Source organism: uncultured Hymenobacter sp. (genome assembly GCF_964242765.1).
Lineage (GTDB): Bacteria > Bacteroidota > Bacteroidia > Cytophagales > Hymenobacteraceae > Hymenobacter.
Genome location: NZ_CAXTBM010000023.1, coordinates 44,208 through 63,200, shown reverse-complemented (window position 1 = coordinate 63,200; position 18,993 = coordinate 44,208). Strand labels below are relative to the sequence as shown.

12 protein-coding genes are annotated in these 18,993 nt (G+C 55.4%); 5 read left to right on the top strand and 7 right to left on the bottom strand.

Translation table 11 applies throughout. The annotated features are described in order from the left end of the window. Nucleotides 1-32 precede the first annotated feature (32 nt). On the top strand, nucleotides 33-1,130 hold the full coding sequence (locus ACFE7X_RS11940) for a DUF4249 domain-containing protein (protein WP_375435898.1): 1,098 nt from the start codon (nucleotides 33-35) through the stop codon (nucleotides 1,128-1,130). A gap of 32 nt (nucleotides 1,131-1,162) precedes the next feature. After that, nucleotides 1,163-3,586: a hypothetical protein gene (locus tag ACFE7X_RS11935; RefSeq protein WP_375435897.1), complete on the top strand. Its 2,424-nt coding sequence runs from the start codon at nucleotides 1,163-1,165 to the stop codon at nucleotides 3,584-3,586. Between the two features lie 69 nt (nucleotides 3,587-3,655). Here the strand turns inward: ACFE7X_RS11935 and ACFE7X_RS11930 are convergent, their stop codons facing one another. Beyond that, the gene (locus ACFE7X_RS11930) at nucleotides 3,656-6,208 is read right to left on the bottom strand and encodes a T9SS type A sorting domain-containing protein (protein ID WP_375435896.1); all 2,553 of its coding nucleotides are present in this window, start codon (nucleotides 6,206-6,208) and stop codon (nucleotides 3,656-3,658) included. Nucleotides 6,209-6,301: 93 nt separating this feature from the next. On the opposite strand from ACFE7X_RS11930, the gene polA reads away from it, so the two are divergent. Then, a complete protein-coding gene (gene polA, locus ACFE7X_RS11925; RefSeq protein WP_375435895.1) occupies nucleotides 6,302-9,196 on the top strand; it encodes a DNA polymerase I in 2,895 nt (964 codons plus the stop codon). 76 nt (nucleotides 9,197-9,272) lie between these two features. Here the strand turns inward: polA and ACFE7X_RS11920 are convergent, their stop codons facing one another. Together ACFE7X_RS11920 and ACFE7X_RS11915 are read right to left on the bottom strand one after the other, a co-directional pair. Beyond that, nucleotides 9,273-9,755 (bottom strand): hypothetical protein, encoded by a 483-nt coding sequence (locus ACFE7X_RS11920; protein WP_375435894.1) that lies wholly within the window; start codon nucleotides 9,753-9,755, stop codon nucleotides 9,273-9,275. A gap of 393 nt (nucleotides 9,756-10,148) precedes the next feature. Beyond that, nucleotides 10,149-11,060: a class I SAM-dependent methyltransferase gene (locus tag ACFE7X_RS11915; protein WP_375435893.1), complete on the bottom strand. Its 912-nt coding sequence runs from the start codon at nucleotides 11,058-11,060 to the stop codon at nucleotides 10,149-10,151. A 264-nt stretch (nucleotides 11,061-11,324) separates the two neighbouring features. Here ACFE7X_RS11915 and ACFE7X_RS11910 point away from each other — a divergent pair, with 264 nt between their 5' ends. Further along, the gene (locus ACFE7X_RS11910) at nucleotides 11,325-12,335 is read left to right on the top strand and encodes a YpdA family putative bacillithiol disulfide reductase (RefSeq protein ID WP_375435892.1); all 1,011 of its coding nucleotides are present in this window, start codon (nucleotides 11,325-11,327) and stop codon (nucleotides 12,333-12,335) included. Nucleotides 12,336-12,410: 75 nt separating this feature from the next. On the opposite strand, the gene ACFE7X_RS11905 is transcribed toward ACFE7X_RS11910, so the two are convergent. From ACFE7X_RS11905 to ACFE7X_RS11895, 3 genes are all read right to left on the bottom strand, one after another. Continuing rightward, a complete protein-coding gene (locus ACFE7X_RS11905; protein ID WP_375435891.1) occupies nucleotides 12,411-13,850 on the bottom strand; it encodes an SGNH/GDSL hydrolase family protein in 1,440 nt (479 codons plus the stop codon). A 21-nt stretch (nucleotides 13,851-13,871) separates the two neighbouring features. Next, nucleotides 13,872-15,119 (bottom strand): OmpP1/FadL family transporter, encoded by a 1,248-nt coding sequence (locus ACFE7X_RS11900; RefSeq protein WP_375435890.1) that lies wholly within the window; start codon nucleotides 15,117-15,119, stop codon nucleotides 13,872-13,874. A gap of 248 nt (nucleotides 15,120-15,367) precedes the next feature. Then, on the bottom strand, nucleotides 15,368-16,192 hold the full coding sequence (locus ACFE7X_RS11895) for a cyanophycinase (RefSeq protein WP_375435889.1): 825 nt from the start codon (nucleotides 16,190-16,192) through the stop codon (nucleotides 15,368-15,370). Between the two features lie 551 nt (nucleotides 16,193-16,743). Between ACFE7X_RS11895 and mgtE the strand changes: the two genes are divergently transcribed. Then, entirely contained in the window at nucleotides 16,744-18,129 is a 1,386-nt protein-coding gene (gene mgtE / locus ACFE7X_RS11890; RefSeq protein WP_375435888.1) for a magnesium transporter, read from the top strand. A gap of 217 nt (nucleotides 18,130-18,346) precedes the next feature. On the opposite strand, the gene ACFE7X_RS11885 is transcribed toward mgtE, so the two are convergent. Next, nucleotides 18,347-18,952, bottom strand: coding sequence for a DUF4142 domain-containing protein (locus ACFE7X_RS11885; protein ID WP_375435887.1), 606 nt, complete (start codon nucleotides 18,950-18,952; stop codon nucleotides 18,347-18,349). Between the last annotated feature and the right edge of the window lie 41 nt (nucleotides 18,953-18,993).

The window sequence follows — 18,993 nt, the reverse complement described above, 5'->3', positions numbered from 1 at the left end:
TCCTCCTCTTATCTGGGTGTATCGATTCTTACATGCCCGAGGCTATCAATGCCGATACTAATTTTTTGGTGGTAGACGGCTTTATTAACAGCAACGGTATTACGACGATAAACCTTTCGCGCACCTACAACATCAGTTCAGCGGCGGCGGCACCCAAGGAAGCGAAGGCAACTGTGTATCTGGAAGAGGAAAACGGGGTGCGCAACGTGCTCCGAGAAAGCAGTCAGGGCACTTACACGTCCGCTCCTTTGCGCTTGAACCCGACGAAAAGATATCGGCTTTTTATAAGCGCAACTGGCGGCAAAGACTACGCTTCCGATTTTGTAATAGTCAAAACCACGCCTCCCATTGATAATGTTGCTTGGCAAGCCGTGCCGACCGGTCTCAACATCTACGTTAACAGCCACGACAACACCAGCGCCACTCAGTACTACCGCTGGGAATACGAGGAAACCTGGGAAATCACGCCTCCCTATGCGCCCGCGGTTGAGTACAGGAACAACCGCATTCAAGACATTACCACCCCGTACCCGCGTCTGTGCTGGGGCACCTTCAAGTCCGTCGATATCGAACTCACCAATACCACCCGGCTGAACCAGGATATTGTCTCCAACTATTTGCTCCGCTCGTTTCCTACCACTGCCAACCAATTCAACACCACCTACAGCCTATTGGTAAAGCAGTACGCCCAAACAGCCGAGGAATATATGTATTGGGATTTGCTTAAAAAGAACACCGAAAACATCGGTACTTTGTTTGACCCGCTTCCGGCTCAGGTTACCGGCAATGTTCACTGCCTCACCGACGAAACGGAGCTGGCCTTAGGCTATATCGGGGCGCACTCGGTAGAGGAAAAGCGCATCTTCATTCGCCGCGCCGAATTGCCCCGTACCTGGTTTGTGCAGACCGGCTACGAGCGTTGTGTCCCCCCTGACAGCGTCTTTTTTTTCAAACCACCCCCTCAACCTCCTATCGCCCAGATACTACTGGGAGCTTTTGGTGGGTCTGCTTATTTTCCCATTGGACCACTCTTTGAATCTAGTGGTCTGATTGGGTACACAGCTCAGTCCCGGGATTGTATCGATTGCCGCACGCGTGGTACGGCAGGTAAGCCTAGCTTCTGGCCTTAATATTCCCGTGAAACGCATGCGCTGCAACAACTATGAGTGTATCTAAAAGTCAGGCTACGGTAGGCCCGGGTGCCTACATCGGGTTGGTGCTGTGGCTGGTGCTGGCCACTATCGGAACGGCGCACAGCCAAACCGACTCTTTGGGCGGCATTGCCAGCAAGTTCCGTCGTTATCAGCAGGCCGCCTTGCCTGAGAAGCTCTTTCTTCACCTCGACCGCCCCCTGTATCTGAGCGGGGAAATGATGTGGTTTAAGGTCTACGCGGTGGAAGGCACTTATTCGCGGCCTCTACCAGTAAGCACGGTAGCCTATGTGGAAGTGCTCGACAAAGCAAAACGGACAGTAGCGCAAGGTAAAATCCCTCTAAAGCAAGCTACTGGTCAAGGTTCTTTCTCCCTGCCGTCCTCTTTACCTTCAGGCACTTACACCGTTCGGGCGTACACCGGCTGGATGAAGAACTTTGGGCCCGAGCACTACTTTCAGAACACCGTTACGATAATCAATCCGTTGGTGGCTTCTGGTTCGGCAGCCCCGAAGGATTCAACTGCCTATGATGTGCAGTTCTTTCCGGAGGGTGGGAATTTGGTGCAGGGACTCAGCAGCAAAGTGGCCTTCAAAATCACCGCCAAGACGGGCACGAGCGTGGCCGCGCAAGGCAAGCTCTTAAACCAGAGCGGCGCGGTGGTGGCCACGTTCAAAACGCTACGCTCTGGGATGGGAAACTTCACGCTCGTGCCAGAAGCCGGCGCCACCTACACCGCCCTAGTTACAGTGGGCAAACAGGTTACCAAGCATAGTTTGCCGCGCGTGTTCGAGCAAGGCTACGTGATGCACCTGGAAAACAGCAGCACCGACCCGCTCACCTTAACGGTAAGTTCAACCGACCTGCAACCCGGCACTGTTTTCCTGTTGGGGCATTCGCGCCAAAAAGTTTCGGTGGCAACTCAGGGACAACTAGTTAACGGGCGCGCAACCTTTACTATCAACAAAAGCCAGCTGCTGGATGGCATTTCGCATTTCACCGTGTTCGATGCCCAGCAGAAGCCTTTATGCGAGCGGCTGTACTTTCAGCAGCCCAAGAAAAAACTTTCCATCACGGCCCGACCCGATAAAAACCAGTACTCTCTCCGCGACAAAGTGACGATAGCGCTAGCCACTGCTACTCAAGAGGCGCAACGCACCGGCGCTACTTTATCAATGGCCGTGTACCGCCTCGACTCGCTCACTACCGCTCCTACAACTGACATCAACAGCTACTTGTGGCTAACTTCGGACCTGAAAGGCGCGATTGAAAACCCGGAATACTACTTCACCGCTGCCAGCCCGGAAATTGCGGAAGCCGCTGATAATTTGATGCTAACCCAAGGCTGGAGCCGGTTTCGGTGGGAAGAGGCGCTTGCCACAACCCCGCCCGTTTTCCGCTACTCACCGGAGCTAAAGGGACACGTTGTGCAAGGGCGCATCACCCAAGCCGGCACCAACAGACCAGTGAAAGGGGCTATAGCTTATTTGTCGAGTCCTAGCCGCATCACCCAGCTCACCACCGACCGAAGCAACGAAGATGGCCTCGTCCAGTTTGAGATGAATCACTTCAATCAACCCAGTGAGATTGTGGTTCAACTTGATCCGCAGCAAGACAGCACCCACCGGATTGACATTCTGAATCCTTTTTCTCAGCAGTTCGCCCCTGCGCCCACGCCGCCTTTCATCCCCCTCACCCGTTTCCAGCAAGCTTACGCCAAGCGGCATTTTCAGACGCAGGTACAAACTATCTACTCCAAGAAGTACGAGAACCGCTATAATATACCGCCCGCCGACAGTATGGCATTTTATGGTAAGCCCGACGAAACCTACTTGCTAGACAAGTACACGCGCTTTAAAGTGTTGGAAGAGGTGATGCGGGAATACGTACCGGGCGTGGTAGTCAGAATTCGGAAAGATGGTTTTCACTTCTTGGTGGTTGATAAAGTCAACAAAACTATGTTCACTGAAAACCCGCTGGTGCTGCTGGATGGAGTGCCCATTTCCAACCTCAATAAGATGATGGCCATGGACCCTCTGAAAATCCGGAAGCTGGATGTAATTGACAGCCGTTACTTCCAGGGCATGGCTTTGTACAGCGGGATAGTGAGTTTTACCACGTACAAAGGCGACCTAGAGGGCTTCCCCCTCGATTCGCGGGTGTTGGTGCAGCAGTACGAAGGCGTACAGAACCAGCGGGAGTTCTACGCCCCCCGCTACGATACGCCCGCGCAAAAGCAAAGCCGACTACCCGATCTGCGTAACCTGCTGTACTGGAATCCGGCCATTACCACCACTACTGGCACCGACGCCAGCAAGCTGGAGTTTTACACCGGCGACCAGGCCGGACGTTACTTGGTGGTGGTGCAAGGTTTGTCCCCCAAGGGAGCTGCGGGCAGTGCTAGTTTCACGTTTGAAGTGAAGCAGGCGCTGTAGCCGTTTAATGCCCTGCCGAATTTAAACAACAAGGGCCGCAAGAAGAACTTGCGGCCCTTGTTGTTGTGCCTATTCTAGCACCACGCGTCGGGTCACGGGACCATCGGCGTAGTCGACGCGGAGCAGATACACGCCGGCCGGCAGATGCTGTACGGGCAACGTTAGCGCCGCTTTAGTTATCGGCTCGCTTAAAACAGTTTTGCCGAGGGCATCGAGCAACACCAATTTCTGCGGCTTCGCGGAGGCATCTAGGCTAAGGTGCAGTTGCTGCCGTGCCGGGTTGGGCCACGCTTCTAGCTGGGCCACGCTTTGGCGGCTACCGACTGCTAGCACGTTGGGAGCCGTAAAGCGGGCCAGTGACACGCGGGGCTGACCACCAATGGTGCTGAAACTCCCACTCACGACAAAGGACTCGTCGGGCTGCAATAGCAGGGCTCCAACGCCAGTCGGGACGGCGTTCAGGAAAGAGGCATCATGAGAGCCATTCGGATTTAGCCGGACGAGGGGCGTGTTGTTGCTCGCGCCGTTTATCGTCAAGAAACTACTGCCAACTAAAACTCGACCGTTGGCGTAGCGCGCCAACATCGATACCCCGTTGCCTGCTAACACCGGCGGAGTGTAGCTCATATCGATAGTCCCGTCGGGGTTGAGTTGCGTTAGGTGCGTGCGGGCCGTGCCGTTGTAGCTAGTGAAGAAACCACCGGCCAACAATTGGTTGTTCGGCAACAACAACAGCTTATTGACGGTAAAAGAAGCGGTGGAAGACCCCATTCCAGCAGCAAAGCTGTTGTCGCGGCTGCCATTAGCGTTGAGGCGAACCAGGCCGGGCGCTGTGCTTAAACCCGTTCCTCCTACGTAATGCTTGCCATCGGGCAAGGCAAGCAGACTAGCAACACTCCCCCCCAGAACACCTGCTCCCACCTGATTGGCATAGCTGGCATCAATGGTGCCGTTGGGCAACAAACGGTGCAGCGCACTATTATAGCCGCCCATATCAATGCGGCTTCCACCAATCAGAATTCCTCCGTCTGCCTGCACCACCAGCGCGCTTATCATGTTGAAAGAGCTTAGTGCGGATGTAAAAACCACAGGCGGCGCTGTGAAGGACGCATCAGCACTTCCGTCGGCTAACAAGCGGGCTACTACGGGTGAAACCTGCGCCTGACTCCCGACAGTAGCAAACGTACCTCCCAGCACTAAGCGCCCATCAGGCTGCACGGCAACTTGCCGAACCGGCCCATCAACGCCCGCTAGCTGGAACGAGGAGTCGAGCGTACCATCGGCGTTGAGGCGGGCCACGTTGCCGGCAGCTTGCCCATTGATCTGCCAAAAACGACCCGCAACAAGTAGTTTCCCGTTGCTTTGCAACTCCATATCATCGACACTGCCCCGCTGCGTAAGGGCCGGGCGCAGCGAGCTTATTGCCTGCGCGTTGTCGTTCACTTGCAGCAGGCTTACGTTGCGGATGGTGCCATACCGGCTGAAATCGCCGCCAATCAACACGTTGCCGTTCGACAAAACTTTCAAGCTATACACGTTGCCGCCCAGCTGACGCCGGATAGCAAACTGCGAATCGCGCTGCCCATTGGCCAGAAAGCGCGTTACGTACGTATCGCCACCTGTGCCACCATAGTCGGCAAAGCAACTGCTCAGGAGCACTCGGCCGCTGGCATCTACCACAAACTGGTCGCTATTCCAAGTACTGAAGCTCAAGCAAGTAGGCGCCGCAGACAAGTTAAATGACGTGTCCAACTGACCATTTGTATTGAGCCGAACAACCTGCTGAGTTGAAAAACTATAGCCGTGAACCAGAATGTAGTTGGTACGCGGGTCCAAGGCGACGGCCAAAACTTCAGCGCCAGTGGTTGTGGACGTACTGGATACGGGGTTGAACGTGGTATCCAGGGAACCGTCGGCGTTCAGCCGTAGCAACCCGCTGCGCCCCGTGTTGTTGTAATTCTGAAAGTTGCCACAAACCAGAATCTTCCCGTCGGGCTGCACCTCTACTCCCCGAACGGTCACTCCGCCAACATTGGCACCAACGAATCCGGCCCCTAAAGCTGTTGTGAAAGCTTGGTCGACACTGCCATCCGCATTCAACCGCACCAAATTATTTGTTGCCACTCCATTGAAGTTGGTAAAGCTGCCACTTACCAAGATTTTACCGTCGGCTTGCACCGCCACATCAGTTACCGTTAACGGCTGGATTCCACTTCCTACTGAAAAGTTTGCCGCCACGCTACCATCCGCATTTAACTTAGCGAGTGTGTTGAACTGCTGGCCACCTACTATAATGGAGAAGCCTTGCAGTAAGATTTGGCCATTGGCGAGTAGCCTGATCTTGAAAATGCTGGACTGGCAGGCCGCCGTATTCGTAAAGGCTTGGTCGAGCGTGCCATCGGCATTCAAACGTGCCAACCCCACGGCTGGGCTGCCGTTTACCTGCGTAAAGGTTCCGCCTACCAGGTACTTGCCGTCGGGTTGCTGGAGGGCATTGTACACGGTGCCCGATTGTTGAATGTCGATAGCGGCAAATGTTGGGTCGAGTGTTTGCGCACTTGCCGTCCGCCCTCCAACGCCGATTGTCACTGCAAGAAAAGCTGTGCGTAATAATTTTTTCATAGTTGAATTTGTTGCTGTTTAAATAAGCTGATCAGCAAAGCTAGCTCATTTCTCTGCCAGGTAGCAGTAGCTGTTTCTTACTTTTGTCCTTATATGACCGACTCTTCCCAACCCGCCAAGAAGTTATTCCTGCTCGACGCTTTTGCCCTGATTTACCGCGCGCATTTCGCCTTCAGCAAAAACCCGCGCGTCAATTCCAAAGGCCTCAATACCGGCGCTATTCTCGGCTTCACTAACACCCTGGTGGAAGTGCTGCAAAAAGAAAAGCCAACCCACATTGGCGTGGCGTTCGATGCCCAGAAGAAGACGTTTCGCCACGAGAGTTTTGCCGACTATAAAGCCCAGCGCCAAGCCATGCCCGAGGACATTGGCACGGCTATTCCCTACATCAAAAAAATCATCCAGGCCTTTCACATCCCCATTCTGGTCGTGGATGGCTTCGAGGCCGACGACGTAATCGGCACCCTGGCCCAGCGTGCCGAGGCGCAGGGTTTCGAGGTGTTTATGATGACGCCCGACAAAGACTACTGCCAGCTCGTCACCGAGAAAATTAAGATCTACCGGCCCGCCTTTATGGGCAACGCCGCCGAGGTGCTCGACGTGAACCACGTACTGCAACGCTTCGAGATTGAGCGGGTCGAGCAGGTGATTGATATCCTGGGCTTACAGGGCGACGCCTCCGACAACATTCCGGGCATTCCGGGCATCGGCGAGAAAACCGCCAAAAGCCTGATTCAGCAGTTTGGCTCGGTTGAGAATTTGATTGCCAACTCCGACCAGCTCAAGGGCAAGCAGCAGGAAAACGTGCGCAACTTCGCCGAACAGGGCTTGATGAGCAAGGAACTGGCCACCATCCACGTCAATGTCCCAATTGATTTCGAAGCCGACAAGCTGGTACTCGACAAGCCCGACGAAACCCAACTTCGCAGCCTGTTCGACGAGTTGGAGTTCCGGCAATTAGCTGCTCGCATTTTGAATGGCGGCGAGAAGGCGGCCGCAGGACCAGCAACCGCTGCTGACCGCGCAAACCCTCGGTCCAGCTCCCGGCGGCCGAAAGTGCCCGCCGGCCAAGCCAGCTTGTTCGGCAACAGCTCCGATGCCGCCGTAGCTATTGGGGCCGAGGAAGGCGAAACGGGCAACTTCGGCGCGCCCGCTGGGCCGCGTCTCACCCTCGCCGACGTGCCCCACCAGTACCACCTCATCGATACGCCCGAGCTGCGCGAGTCGCTGCTCAACTTCTTGCTTCAGCAAACCGAAGTCAGCTTCGACACCGAAACCACTGGTCTCGACACCATGACGGCCCGGCTCGTAGGGCTCTCGTTTTGCTGGCTGCCCGGCGAAGCCTATTACGTACCGGTTCCGCAGGACGACCACGCCGCGGCGCAAGCTTTAATTGACGAGTTCCGGCCGTTTTTCGACGCCTCGGGCATCCTCAAAATTGGCCAAAATATCAAGTACGACCTTACCATTCTGCGGCACTACGGCGTCGAGATTCAAGGGCCGCTCTTCGATACCATGTTGGCGCATTACTTGTTGGAGCCAGATATGCGCCACAACATGGACGTGCTGGCCGAGACTTACCTGCATTACACGCCCGTGGCCATCACCTCGCTGATCGGCAACAAAGGCAAAAATCAGAAAACTATGGCCGACCTCCCGCCGGCTGAAGTATCGGACTACGCCTGCGAAGACGCCGATGTGACCCTGCAACTCAAGCACGTATTCGAGCCGATGCTGAAAGAAGTGGGGCTGTTGGATTTGCTGAACGAAGTGGAAAACCCGCTGGTGCCGGTGCTGTCGGCCATCGAGTACGAAGGCGTGAAGATTGACTCCAGCGCCATGGGTGAGTATTCGGCCGAGTTGCAGGGCTACATTCAAGAAATCGAGCAGCAGATTTTCGCGGCGGCCGGCCAGGAATTCAATATTGGCTCGCCGAAGCAACTCGGCGAAGTTCTGTTCGATAAATTAGGCCTAGGCGGCGGCAAGATCAAGAAAACCAAAACCGGCCAGTACGCCACCGGTGAGGAAATCCTGAGCGTGCTGGCCGCCGACAACCCCGTGGCCGGCCTGATTCTGGAACACCGCCAGCTCACCAAGCTGCGCTCCACCTACGTGGAGGCGCTGCCCCAACTGGTGTGCGAACTAGACGGCCGCGTGCACACCAGCTTCAACCAGGCTGTAACGGCCACCGGCCGCCTCAGCAGCACCAACCCCAACCTCCAAAACATTCCGATTCGCACCGAGAAAGGCCGCGAAATCCGCAAAGCCTTCGTGCCCCGCGACGAACACCACGTACTGCTGGCCGCCGACTACTCACAAGTGGAACTGCGCATCATGGCCGATTTTTCGGGCGACAAAACCATGATTGAAGCCTTCCGCCTAGGTCAGGATGTTCACACTAGTACGGCCAGCAAGGTGTTTCGTGTGCCCTTGGATCAGGTGGATGGCGAGATGCGCCGCAAAGCCAAAACCGTCAACTTCGGCATCATCTACGGCATATCATCGTTTGGTCTGGCGCAGCGCATCGGTATTTCGCGCAAGGAAGCCACCGAAATTATTGAGACGTACTTCGAGGAATTTAGCGCCGTGAAGAAGTTCATGGACGAGAGCATCAATAAGGCGCGCGAGCTGGAATATGCCACTACCCTGCTCGGCCGCCGCCGCTACCTGCGCGACATCAATTCGCGCAACGCCACTCTGCGCGGCTACACCGAGCGTAACGCCATCAACGCCCCCATCCAAGGCACCGCCGCCGATATCATCAAGAAGGCCATGATCAACATCCACGAGTGGCTGCGCGACGAGAAACTGGCCACCCGCATGATCCTACAGGTGCACGACGAATTAGTGTTCGACGCCGTGAAAGAGGAAATCGACTACATCACGCCCAAGGTAAAAGAGCTAATGACTACCGCCCTGCTCCTCCCCCACGGCGTGCCGCTGGAAGTAGAAGTAGGCACCGGCAGCAATTGGCTCCAAGCGCACTAGATTGCAAGTAGTACCATAGGACAGCAAAAGCCCCGCTTCCAATAGCTGGAAGCGGGGCTTTTGCTGTCCTATGGTACTACTTAGCTGAAAAGGTCATACGGTTTACGGTAGTGACGCCGTTGCTCGTCTCAGATTCAGAAAGCACAAATTTAGTAGTGCTAATTTCCTCAATCGTACCAGTAAAGCTGTATTCAACACTTACAGATGAAGACTGAGAAGACTGATCAATGGCAATGGCCGTTAAGGTTTTATCGTTGTTTGTCAGTGCCCAGTTACCGTTGAAAGTCTGCGCCGAAAAACACTTCGATGCTCCTTCATCAGTGGTAAACTTGCTGTTTGCTTCAAACTTGTAGATGTTGTCTTTAGAGCAAGCAGGAGCGGAATCATATTCGTTGGTAGCATTTGCACTGCCTATCTTTTCGGTGTAAGCCGTGATAACCCAGCTTTTAGCCATCAATAACTCCGAGGTGGTTTTGGGAGCTGCATCTTCGTTTTTGTCGCCGCAAGAAGCAAAAATGCCCGTGAGGGCCAGGGAGGAAAGTAATAGTACTCGTTTCATAAAAAAGGTAGTGTGAAAAGATAAATATCCGGCCAAATACAGACCTAGCTATTCAATGATATAACGCACTTTGTAATAGCAGAAAAGAATCGACTCAACAAAGCTACAGATCTTAACAATATAAATATTCTAACTGTGCTCAATTTTAATTTCCACTTAAATTTTCTAGTTTATACATTATTGAATAACTATAAAATGCTTTTTATTTTATCCTAAAGCCCATTCAGACGAATTGGCAATACAAGCAATTGACAGCCAAGCATTATATTACCACAATAATTTATTGAACTTTACCGCTAAAAGCATTTGTAAAACGCACTGCTTGGGCAGCCTGTACCATATAACCACACCTTGAACGAAACACAAACCTCAGCAAGACCCAAGGCGTGGTAGCTACTTCGCGTTCTTCGCGACCACAAACATCCGGTCGCCGAAACGGCCGGTGAGTTGGTTGAGCCAGTAGGTAGGATACTGGCCGAGCAGTTTGCCTGCTTGCTCCACCGGGTTGCCACCTAACCGGATTTGTTGCGGTTTCTTGACGGGGTTCAGTAGATCCACAACCTCGAACTTGTGCTTGGCTAGCAGCTTACGAATAGTGGTAGGCGTGAATTCGTAGAGATGATAGGGCGGCAAATCCATGCGGCGCTGCCGACCGAGCATGCCATAAAGCGCAAAACCGGCCCGCATACTCGGCAAATTGAGTACGCTCGGCAAAGCCAGCACCAGCAAGCCGCCCGGCGCCAGAATGCGCCCGAACTTTGCTACCACCGCCGATGGCGACAGTAAGTGTTCCAGCACGTCACCTAAATACGCTAGGTCAAATTGGTTTTCCTGGAAATCTTCGGTGGTTTCGATGTTGCCCGTCACCACGGGTAAGCCCAGCTCGCGGCGGGCAAAGTCGGCGGCGTGGGCGGATATTTCCAGGCCGTGCGTTTCCCAACCTAGGCTTTGCAGACTTTTAAGCGTGTAGCCCGGCCCGCAGCCTACCTCCAGGTACCGGAAGCGGCGGCTGGGGTAGTGGCGCATCATGTAATCGGTGAACTTGTCGGCGCGGGGCTGGCTTAGGTCGAGGGCCGCGCCTTCCTCAATGAACTTGCGGTCCTGGGCCGTGCGGTCGTAGTTGGGGCGCTCGGTGAAGTACTCTTTGCCGTAGAGCCGCTCCAGTTGGGCCGGCGTGGGCTGCGGGTCCAGAAACACCAACTCGCAGTTTTGGCATTGCATGCCCTGCAAGCGCTGGCCTTCTAGGGTGTAATAGAAAGGGCGCGGCCGAAACGCCGTATGTCCGCATAAGTCGCAAGTGCGCATAGTCTCGAAATCAAACCAAGAAGCAAGTTCGCACTTATCTGCGAAACCCGCGGGTGGGCTTTGCCTGTTTACTAAGAACGTAAGTTGTTGGGATGAACTGTAAGGGCCAGTTAGCCCTCAGGTGCCTAGCGGCTAGGCGACGTATGGCACGGGCTACCGCGCCCGACTAGGCTGACCGTACGTAGGTTAAGCTTTACTTTGATACGAAAGGGCGTTAGCCAATGACAGTAGCAGACACCTTCACTTGTTTACGAAAGGTTGAATATGATTGATGTAGTTGTAATAGGAGCCGGCCCAGTAGGCTTGGCTTGCGCGCTGGAGGTGCAGCGGTGCGGACTGACGGCCGTGGTGATTGATAAGGGCGCTTTGGTGAATTCCATTATCGGCTACCCCACCAACATGGAATTTTTCTCGACGCCCGAGTTGCTGGAAATCGGGGGGCACGCCTTCCCGACTAGCAGCTACAAGCCCCTGCGCGAAGACGGCATCGACTACTACCGCCGCGTGGCGCAAACCGAAAACCTGAGCTTGCGCCTCTACGAACGAGTAACAGGCCTAGAAGGGGAACCGGGCAACTACGAAGTCGTGACCGAGAAAGGGCGCATCAATTGCCGCTACGTTGTAGTAGCGACCGGCTTCTACGACGTGCCCAACTACCTCAACGTGCCCGGCGAGGACCTGCCGCACGTTAGCCATTACTACAAGGAGCCCTACGCCCATGCGCACCAAGACGTGGTAGTGGTAGGCGCCAAAAATTCGTCGGCTAAGGCGGCGCTGCAACTGTTGCGGGCCGGCGCCCGCGTGACGATGATAATTCGGGGCGCGGAAATCAGCAATTCGGTGAAGTACTGGATCCGGCCCGATTTGCTGAACCGCATCAAGGAAGGCCGCATCAAAGCGCATTTCAACACCACCATTCAGCGCATCACGTCTGATACCTTGGAAGTTAGCACCCCGGAAGGCCCACTAACAATTCCGGCTACCTACGTCTACGCCCTCACCGGCTACCACCCCGATTTCAGCTTCCTAGCCGCCCTCGGCATCACCTGTGAGCTCGACGCCGCCCAAACCCCCACGCACGACGCTGAAACGCTGGAAACCAACCGTCCCGGCGTGTACCTAGCGGGCACTGTGTGCGGTGGCCTCAACACCAGCCGCTGGTTTATCGAGAATGGCCGCTACCACGCGCAAGTAATAGCAGCGCACTTGGCGGGTCAGCCGGCACCGGCTTTACCCGAGGTACTACAGCCAGTGCAGTTAACTCCGCAATCATAGTCTTAGCAAACTGTCATTCATAGCAAAGCCCGCCTCCAGTAGTTGGAGACGGGCTTTGCTATTTGGCAGAGACTACTAAGGAAATCTAACTCCGCGGTAATCAGTAGGATTCACCTGCGAGATGCTAGAACCGTATTTAGCATTGATGGCCTTAATCATTTCATTGGCTATAATGGCGTAGCCACGGGGCGTAGGATGCACCCCATCAAGCGAGAACAGGTTACCGGAAATGTAGCTGGTGTTGTTGGCAACTCCGTTGGTAACAATTCCCGATGCAGCAACACCAGCGAAGAACGCATTAGCATCGAAGATGGCTAAGCCTTTCTCGTTGGCTTTGGCTATGATAGCAGCGTTGAATGCGGTAGTAGCCGTGCGGACTAATGTTTGTTCTGTATCGTCCAGCACCAGCGTGCTAGGAATTGGGTTGCCAGAGCTGGCACCGAAAGCCTGGGCGGTATCCACTCCTTGCAACGCCAAGAACACGCTCAAGGTAACAGCCGGTGGCAGCGAAGGCCGCGCTTGGTTGTAGACATCTCGCCAAGCTCTGCCACCAGGACGATTAAAGAGTGCTAAGTACGGCGAAGCAGTTAACGTGAAAAGCTGGTTACCGTTGCCACTTGCGTCCCGGATAGTGTTGGTAAGAATAGTACGCCGTGTAGGCGGCATTCCCGCCGTGACGCTAAACCCACCGGTTGTAATAACAACGCCGGCCGCATTGCCGGCCGTCAGGCTGGCGCGGAACGAGGGCCCAACGGTCGTGAAGAATGGGATGTTGGTCACATCGGGAATGGTGGCAACCAATCCTTTTGCTCCGTTAGCCGTCAGCGCGTCGATGATTTTGTTGTTTCTGTCGGTGAAGACGGCAGTTGTTGTCAGAAAGCTTGCGCCTCCGCCCGCCGTAGCAAATCCTAGCACGTCGTTGTTGCCGAGCCAATTGGTGAAAAAAGTAGGATTTGACGCCGTCACGCGAGCTAAATACGTTTGGGCTGCCTGGGCATCAGGCGTGAGGCGCTCGAAATAAGGATTGCCCAAAAAACTACCATAACCAGCCGTTTCGATATCTGAAAGGCGGATACCAGGTACCCCCAAATTGTTCACCGGCTCCGTAAACTTCGTGTAGAGTGGGCGAGCAGCCGTAGCCCCTGAGCGCAACGCTAGATTAGTTGTGACGCTGGCCGTAATGGGTGAACCAGTGCTCGTAAAACCACTCAGGCGAAGATAGCCCGAACCGTTTTCCTGCCCGGTTTGAAACAGCGGTTGCACAAAGTCGCCACCGCCAGCAGCCCTAAACTGCCCAGCCAGTAAGTTAGGATAAGAGCTTAACTGTCCTTCCAGGTAGAGCCCTCCGTCAGATAAGCCAGCCGTGAGGGAGTTGCCAACGGCAATGTAGCGGGAGAAATCGGCGGAGCCGGCGCTCGGCGTAAAATCGTCCTCCAGGTCGGGTTGGCAGGCGGTGAGGCCCAGACCCATCAGCGCCACAACCGGGGCGTATTTGCGGAATAGAAAAGTAGTCATGAGGTGGGAAGCGAGGCGCGATTAGAAGTTGTAGTTCAGGCCCAGGCCCGGAATTACGATGTTGGTTTTGTAAGTGCCGGCAATCCGGTCGGTGGTGCCGTTGTTGAGCAGGTCCTGCGTGGTTTGGGTGCGCTTCTGGATAGAAACGAACTGGCTTGACAGATCCACGCCGAATTTGCCGAACGAGTACGAAGCCCCGAGTGTACCGCTGATACGGTCATTATCAGGCGTTTCGGGCGTCACGTAGCCGTCCTTCACCGGAGTCATGTCGTAGGAGCCGCCGGCCCGCACGGTTAGGCCGCTGGTAAGCTTGTATTGGCCGCCCACCCGAAACGTGAGGGCATCTTCGTAGAAACGCTTCGACTCGCTGAAGGTATTACCATTCACTTGCTTGTCGAAGTCGAAGCGCAACACACGGTATTTGCTCCACTCCACAAAGTTGGCATCCAGCCCGATGGTCAGGTTCTCGTTGGGCATAATACCGATACCGATGCTGGTAGTAGCGGGCAGGGGCAGCGTGGCGTCGAACTTGGTAGCTTCGAAGCGAGAAGCGAAGCTCGCCGACACGTTTGAAAAGGTCACGTCGCCGCCCTTCACTTGCGCGTCAATCTTGGAGCGGTAGCTGATGCCGACGCTCAACTTATCGGAAGGCTTGAAAAAGATACCTGCGTTGTAGCCGATCTTGTTTTCGGCTTTGCCATCTAGTTCGATGTGGCCGAAGGAATCAGGCAATGGGATGTCGCGCTGTAGATTTACGGAGCCGTAAGCCAGTATCATCAACCCCGCGCCGATGCTTAGCTTGTCGGTAATAGCGTAGCTGAACGTCGGCTGCACATAAATCGACTCCAGCGTAATGTCAGTAAGTGAGGTGCGGCCTTCCCAGCCGTTGGCGTACTGTAGCTTGCTGCCGAAAGGCGTGTACACCGCAATGCCCGCCCGGAATTTGCCTTCGGCTGGCCCAAAGCCTGCGTACAGGTTGAATGGCGTTACGGTACTATTACGAAGTTGGCGCTGCTGGCTGCCACCTTCCGCCACGAAAGCATTCCGGGCCAGCGTGGCATTTACACCCAACTGCACGCCCCGATCCTTCACCATAGCCAAGGCACCAGGGTTGTAGAACATGGCGGCCTGGTCGAGGGACAAGCCCACACCAACGCCGCCCATACCGTTATTCTTCTGCCCGGCTAGCGTTACTTGGTAGCCGCCCGCCGAAGCTGCCGTGCTTGAAAGCAGCACCCCCCCTGCGAGGAGTAAAAATTTGAAGCTCATATAAAAAGGAATGTGGGTGAGAATTTGGGGTTATGGCATTAAATGTATGCTAAAAAAACCAAGGATAGTAGGCTTGCCTAACAATTTTGAAACACACTTTATATAAATAAAAGCGTATTCTGCCGGCTCCGGAAAACCCGGCGCAGTAGAACAACAAGCTTCGTAAGTAGGCCCCAAACTATCAGCTGGCTATTCTTTGGCAATATTAGCACTGATAGTAGGATTGCCACCGACTGGTCGCTAATTGTTCAGTCTTGCTCGTTGTTGGTAACCTGCCGGGTGCGCAGGTCTAGCTGCTGACCAGCCACCAGCATATGCACGCGCAGATCTTGCCCGCTCACTGGCTCGCCCCGGCCGGCCCGCCCGATGTTATTGCCGCGCAAGTGGTGCGCATCAATCGTCATCACTACGCCGTCGCCAAACACTTCGGCCACCGTACCACCCCGAACAATAATGCCGGTTTCTTCTGATAAGCCCAAGCCCAAACAAAGCGGATGGGTTAGCAAGGCGTGCATCAAGCGGCCGAACCGGCCACGCTCCACGAAATGCTGGTCGATGAACAGGTTTGGCAGGAGCCCGAGGCCCCGCACGGTTTGAATCCCACCTTTGCGCAACGCCCGCCACCCGTAGCCTTCCACTAGCATATGGTCGGGCAGCGCGGCAGCGCCGGCGCTGGTACCCGCCACTATAAAAGTGGCCTCGGTACGAAAACGGTGCTTTAACTGGGTTAGAAATTCGGTGCCGCGAATGAAATCGGTGATGCGCTCCTGGTCGCCGCCCGTGAAGAACACGAGGCCCGCGCGGGCGAGGCGGCGCAAGGTGGCAGGCGCATCGGCGGGGTGCCGCTCGTTGAGCGGCAAGTGGCGAGCGGCCGTGCAGCCAAGTTCCCGAAAAGCTTTTTCGTAGGCCGCGGCCGTTCGGGCATGGTCGTGAGAAGCCGTGGTCAGGATTTCAACCGGCGTATCGAGGGAGGGCAGCATGTCGCAGAGCAAAGCCAGCAGGGCATCATCGTCGCCACCGCCGAGGGCAACGAGTGTGCCGAGTGGCAAAGCAGCAGGCGTCGATTGGGGCATGGGCAGCACGGGAAGAACGGCTCAAATGTACGGGCCGCCCGGAATTTTGGCTGGAATGCCTGCTGGCTCCTAAAGAATAAATAACAGAGCAATTTTTGAAGCTGCTTGAGCAAGCTGAAACTACACGAGGCAAGTTGATTGCTGGCAAGACAAGCGTTGCGCATCGCACACGGGCAGGATAGTGGGCGGCTCGCCTCGTGGCTCCGCCGTATGTGCAGAACAAACCACTTTTTCCAACGATAATGCTACTTATTTGCTGGACTGCGCCTAGGCAGCGTGAGCGTCGCAAACGGTAAGCCTGTCGGACGGCGGCTTTCGGCGCTACGGGTAGCTGGTATGGTGGGTCGGAAAGCGTAATCAATGTTGTCTGGCAAGCCCTTGGGCGCCGGAACCTGCTTCGCTGTGCGCCAAGCAATGGCTTCGCGTTATAGCCACTATTTTTCTGATGCGGTGCTGTTGAGCCGCGGAAACCCAAGGGAATCCGGCTATTTTTGCGCGCCTTTTGGTCACTAATTCCATCTGCCTAGCGAGACACTGCCCTTCTACTTTTCATGAATCAGAATCCGACCACCGAACATATTACGTCCCTGATTCAGGAGGGCGAGTTTTTTAAACTCAAGGAACTCCTCAAAAATTACGAACCGGCCGAGCTGGTGGAGCTGATTGAGGAAGAAGAAGAACGGGAGCAGCTTATTATTTTCCGGCTCTTGCCGCTCAAGCTGGCCACGCAGGTGTTCGAGTACCTGGACCTGGAAGTGCAAAAACACTTCCTCACCAACCTGACCCAGGAGAAAATTACCAACATCCTCAACGAAATGTCGCCCGACGACCGGACGGCGCTGCTGGAGTTCCTGCCCGATGATTTCGTGAAGGAACTGATTCAGACGCTCTCGGAGCCAGAGCGCAAGGTGACGCTGGAGCTGCTCGGCTACCCCGAATACTCGGTGGGCCGCCTGATGACGCCCGACTACATTGCCATTCGCGAGAGCTGGACGGTGCAGCAGGTACTCGACTATATCCGGCGCCACGGCGGGCAGTCGGAGACGCTGAGCGTGCTCTACGTAACCGACAACCGGGGCGTACTCATCGACGATATTCGTATTCGGGAGTTTTTGCTGGCCGACCCGCACAAGCAAGTGCGCGAGCTAATGGACCACCGCTACGTCTACCTTAAGGCTATGCAGGACCAGGAAGAGGCAATTGACGTGTTCCGGCGCAACGACCGGGTGGCCCTGCCCGTCGTCAACGACGAAGGGGTGCTGTTTGGCATTGTCACGATTGACGACATCCTCGATATCCGGGAAGAAGAAGACACCGAGGACATCCAGAAGCTGGGCGGTTCGGAAGCTCTCGACGAGCCGTATTTGGCTACCTCTATTTGGGGAATGGTGAAGAAGCGGGCCGGCTGGCTGGTTATTCTGCTCATCGGCGAGATGCTAACCACGTCGGCTATGCACCATTTCGAAGACGACTTGCAGAAGGCCGCGGTGCTGGGCTTGTTTATTCCGCTTATTATTTCGGCGGGGGGCAATGCCGGCTCGCAGGCTACTTCCCTCATTATCCGGGCCATGAGTTTGGGCGAGTTCACGCTCAGCGACTGGTGGCTGGTGATGCGGCGGGAGCTTCAGTCGGGTGTACTGCTCGGGTTGATTCTGGGCGTCGTAGGCTCGTTCCGCATTGTGCTGTGGGCCACCGTCGTCGACCCCGGCTACTTCGGCCCGTATTGGCAGCTGATTGCGGTTACGGTCGGCTTCTCGCTGCTGGGCATCGTGCTTTGGGGCGCATTGGCTGGGGCTATGCTGCCCATGCTCCTCAAGCGCCTGGGCCTCGACCCCGCCACGGCGTCTGCCCCGTTCGTGGCCACGCTCGTAGACGTAACGGGACTGATTATCTACTTCTCGGTGGCTACTATGGTGCTGAGCGGCACGCTGCTGTAGGGAGTAGCAGAGTAAGTCGTGCTGTCATGGCGAGGAGATGTGGCGCATCAAGCCAGGGGACGAGGCAATCCTTTCTCTAGTGCGCCAACCCTAGAAATACGACAAGCCCTCTACGTAACCATTCGTCGAGGGCTTGTCTGTTTAAGAAAGTCCTCGCTTTGAGAGGACAGATTGCTTCGTTCCTCGTCATGACAGCACGACCTACTCCGTTACTTTCTCAGCTCCCTACTACCGTAGAGAGGCGCTGCGTAATGGCTACGTGCTCCTTGATGGTGGCCAAGGCCAGGGTGGCAATGTGGCGGCCGTGCATTTCCATCATGTTGGTTTTGGCGGGGGCGGGGCTGGCGAGGTAGCCTTGGGTGAGGGTTTGCAGCAACTGGTGGGTTTGGAGCTGGGCGGTGATGTAGGCTTTGTCGAAGGCCGCGCCGGTGGCCGCTTTCATTTGCGTCATCATGGCTTGCGCTTTGGCATCCGGGGGCGGGGGCGTGGTGCCCAGGTCTTTCAAGATGCTGATCATGCCTTTAGTTTCTTCTAGCTCGAAACCCGCGAACTGCTTGGCATACGGATTAGTGGCTTGCGCAACAGCCAGTTGGCTACTCATCATCGACGTGTTGACTGGTCCCGCTACGGCCGCCCGAAACTGCGCCTCGGTGGTAACAGCGCCTGCTCCTTGCAAAAGCAAGCCCGAATCTTCGTCTTCGGCGAAGGTGAAGGACTGGAGCAGTGACGCCAAGGTGGACATACCGACGCCGAGCGTCAAGGTGCCTTTCACGGAGTTGGTCAGAAAATTCCGACGCGGAGTGGGTTCATTCAGTTTGTTCATATGCGTGTTTTTGAAAGGGTTGGAAAAGGATTTGCAGCGCT

Bases quoted from the DNA above. Each gene is read 5' to 3' on its own strand.
- ACFE7X_RS11885 (WP_375435887.1), bottom strand. From the start codon at position 18,952: ATGAACAAACTGAATGAACCCACTCCGCGTCGGAATTTTCTGACCAAC.
- ACFE7X_RS11920 (WP_375435894.1), bottom strand. From the start codon at position 9,755: ATGAAACGAGTACTATTACTTTCCTCCCTGGCCCTCACGGGCATTTTT.
- ACFE7X_RS11935 (WP_375435897.1), top strand. From the start codon at position 1,163: ATGAGTGTATCTAAAAGTCAGGCTACGGTAGGCCCGGGTGCCTACATC.
- ACFE7X_RS11910 (WP_375435892.1), top strand. From the start codon at position 11,325: ATGATTGATGTAGTTGTAATAGGAGCCGGCCCAGTAGGCTTGGCTTGC.
- polA (WP_375435895.1), top strand. From the start codon at position 6,302: ATGACCGACTCTTCCCAACCCGCCAAGAAGTTATTCCTGCTCGACGCT.
- ACFE7X_RS11940 (WP_375435898.1), top strand. From the start codon at position 33: ATGCCCGAGGCTATCAATGCCGATACTAATTTTTTGGTGGTAGACGGC.
- mgtE (WP_375435888.1), top strand. From the start codon at position 16,744: ATGAATCAGAATCCGACCACCGAACATATTACGTCCCTGATTCAGGAG.
- ACFE7X_RS11895 (WP_375435889.1), bottom strand. From the start codon at position 16,192: ATGCCCCAATCGACGCCTGCTGCTTTGCCACTCGGCACACTCGTTGCC.
- ACFE7X_RS11905 (WP_375435891.1), bottom strand. From the start codon at position 13,850: ATGACTACTTTTCTATTCCGCAAATACGCCCCGGTTGTGGCGCTGATG.
- ACFE7X_RS11930 (WP_375435896.1), bottom strand. From the start codon at position 6,208: ATGAAAAAATTATTACGCACAGCTTTTCTTGCAGTGACAATCGGCGTT.
- ACFE7X_RS11900 (WP_375435890.1), bottom strand. From the start codon at position 15,119: ATGAGCTTCAAATTTTTACTCCTCGCAGGGGGGGTGCTGCTTTCAAGC.
- ACFE7X_RS11915 (WP_375435893.1), bottom strand. From the start codon at position 11,060: ATGCGCACTTGCGACTTATGCGGACATACGGCGTTTCGGCCGCGCCCT.